Raw genomic sequence first — 2,562 nt, 5'->3', positions numbered from 1 at the left:
TTTGGGCGGATCGAGCTGGCACTTGAAGTGTTCGGATAATCATTTTCGGTCGCTGTTCTGCCAAACAGACCACGAGCCGCGAAGTCCATTTATCACAGCCTTCGCGGTGGCGACCTGCAGAGCGAATCCCCAGCCGACAAGTTTCGCAGCACGACGTCGCAGCGCGGGGATAACGGCAAGCATGGTGAGCAACGCGCCGAGGCAGATCGCTGATCCAGTCGGATATTGCGCGGTTACGAGAACAGACATTCCCAACGCGGCAATCGCAACGATCACCAGCCACAACGGCGTCGTAAGTCGCGCCAGCTTGTGCATCACGAACTGTGCTCGAATCGGGTTCGCAGAACTCCTGATCGCCGGCAGCAAACTAAGCAGCTGCATCACGCCGGTAAGCGTGCGCGTTTTACGCGCCCCTTCCGCCTTCGAATCAAAAGTCCGCACATCTCGAGCTTTGGCTGCATAACTGAACGCCACGCGGTGACCCCGCAGCACGAGCGACATCGGCACATACACGTCATCGAGGAGCGTCCCTGCCGGCAGCTCAACCCACAGTGCTTTGCGCGTTGCGTACACGGCGCCAGTGACGCCGACGCTCGAGTGGATTAGCGACTCGTTGTACCGAAGCCACTTCTCCATTCGCCAGTACAGGTCTACCGGTGACGTGCCTCCGTCGCAGCCGAGATCCAGTGCGCCGGACACCGCGCCGAACCGACTGTCCTCCAGCGCCGCGACAAGCTGGGGAATCGTGTGCGCATCGAAGCGCTGCGCCGCGTCGGCCATGACCAGGATGTCGCCGGTGGCGGCGCGCACTCCGGCATTCAACGTAGATGCTTTTCCGCCAGGCGAATCACCGACCACAACACGAACGCAAGCATCGAGTTCACGGAGTTGCTCAGGCGTTGCCTTTGAGCCCTCTACATCGAGCGCAACGATCACTTCGATCAACTCGGCTGGATGCGCGCTGTCGAGCAGATTCGCGACGCGGGCCTGGATGGGCTCCACGCTGTCGCGCGTAGCCAGTACCACGGAAACACGGCGCGTTGCCGCGGCCGCAAGGTTTGGCTCATTTGGCTGTCCCGCGACCTTGGCGATAAGCCAGATCACGACGGGATAGCCGAGCCAGATGAACAGGATGGCCGCAAGTGCGGCGAACGCGATGACAGCGAGAATCGTCACGCGAGAAACCTACTCCACCCGCACCACCGCCACCCGCAATCCCGCCGGCGCCGCGGTCGCCCCACCCTCCCCGCGTAGCTCAATCAGCTGCCCCCCCACCTGCGCGCCGTCAAAGCTGAAGTAGCTGCTGCTGAACGCCCGCAGCTGCTGCACGGGCAGCACAAACGACCCAAAGCTCAACGCCCGCGCTCTTAAAGGCGCGGCCGAGAACGAGCCCGGATACGTGCCCGCCAGGCCGCTCCATACGTCGGCCACGTTCCAGCTCGGAAACGTGAGCTGCGGGCGGTTGGGCACAAACCCCGGCAGGTCGTCCACCGCGTTGGCCAGTGCCCAGTCGGCCAGCAGTTCGCCCGCCGGTCGGCCGGTGCGCTGCGCGAGGTTGGCCAAGCCGGTCTGGGCGCCGCCCTTTACCAGCGCTTTCAGCCACGCGCCTTCGGTGGTGGCGTATTGGTCGGCGGCCCAGCGCACCAGCGACCAGCCGCTGGCGTAAAAGGTCACGTCGTTGTTGGTCGACGCGCCCAACGGCGACAACGTGTCCACGCCGCGCAGATACTGGTGCAGCATCGAGAAGTGCTTCCACATCATGAGCGGACGATCGTCGCACTGGTACACTTCACAGCGCACCGTGGTGGCGAAGCCGGTGTTGCCCTTCCAGCTGCCACCGCTGGTGAAAGTGCGCGAGTACAGCTCCTCCGCAATGCGCGCCGTGCTCTCTTCCAACCACGATTCTTCGAACGGCGTGTTGCTCGCCAAACGCTCGGCGAAGCTGGCCAGGTGCTTCCCTTCGTGGATCACCGTGCTGCGCATGGCGCGACGCCAGTCGGACGGCGTTTCGGTGTTGGTGGCCACGCGGGCGTAGAACACTTCGTTCTCGTTGCTGGCGGCGAAGGTGCTCTTGGGATAGAAGTTGCAGGCGCTCACGTAGCCCGCCGTGCCGGCCACGGAGTCGTTCACGAAACGCGTGAACAGCATGGTCACCCGGCCGTCGCCGTTCATGGCGCCGTTCATCGCCAACGGGTCACCCATGTTGTCGCGCAGCAACGGATACTGCACGCGGTCGAACTCGTCGCCGATGGCGCGATAGTCGGCGTCCATGGTGCGGGCACGAGGGGCGGCCACGTCTTCGAGTACCACCGCGCGCGAACCGGTGTACACCACGCGGGCCTGCACGGCGCGACCGGCGCTGCAGCTGTTGTACAGCGCCTTCATGGTGATCACATCGCCCACGGTCAGGGACGCCGCAGCAGACGCGATCGCGACACCGAGGCGGTTCACCGTGGCGGCGCGGGTCGCCCTCCACTGCGTGGTGGCCGACCCGGCGCGGGCGGCGATTGTACGCTGCGCATCGAGCAGGTCGTCATGCCGCGACTCGGCCGCCGCGGCGTG

2 protein-coding genes are annotated in these 2,562 nt (G+C 64.8%); both read right to left on the bottom strand.

All coding sequences use genetic code 11. The features are described 5' to 3' along the window. Positions 1-39 precede the first annotated feature (39 nt). A complete protein-coding gene (locus tag ACLL97_RS05370; RefSeq protein ID WP_411279453.1) occupies positions 40-1,176 on the bottom strand; it encodes a glycosyltransferase in 1,137 nt (378 codons plus the stop codon). Between the two features lie 9 nt (positions 1,177-1,185). Continuing rightward, the coding region (locus tag ACLL97_RS05365; RefSeq protein ID WP_411279452.1) for a hypothetical protein at positions 1,186-2,562 on the bottom strand (1,377 nt) is incomplete at its 5' end.

The sequence above is a fragment of the Gemmatimonas sp. genome (assembly GCF_046594945.1).
Classification (GTDB): domain Bacteria; phylum Gemmatimonadota; class Gemmatimonadetes; order Gemmatimonadales; family Gemmatimonadaceae; genus Gemmatimonas.
The sequence above is the reverse complement of the archived record's forward strand: the minus strand, read 5'-3'. Positions and strand labels throughout refer to the sequence as shown.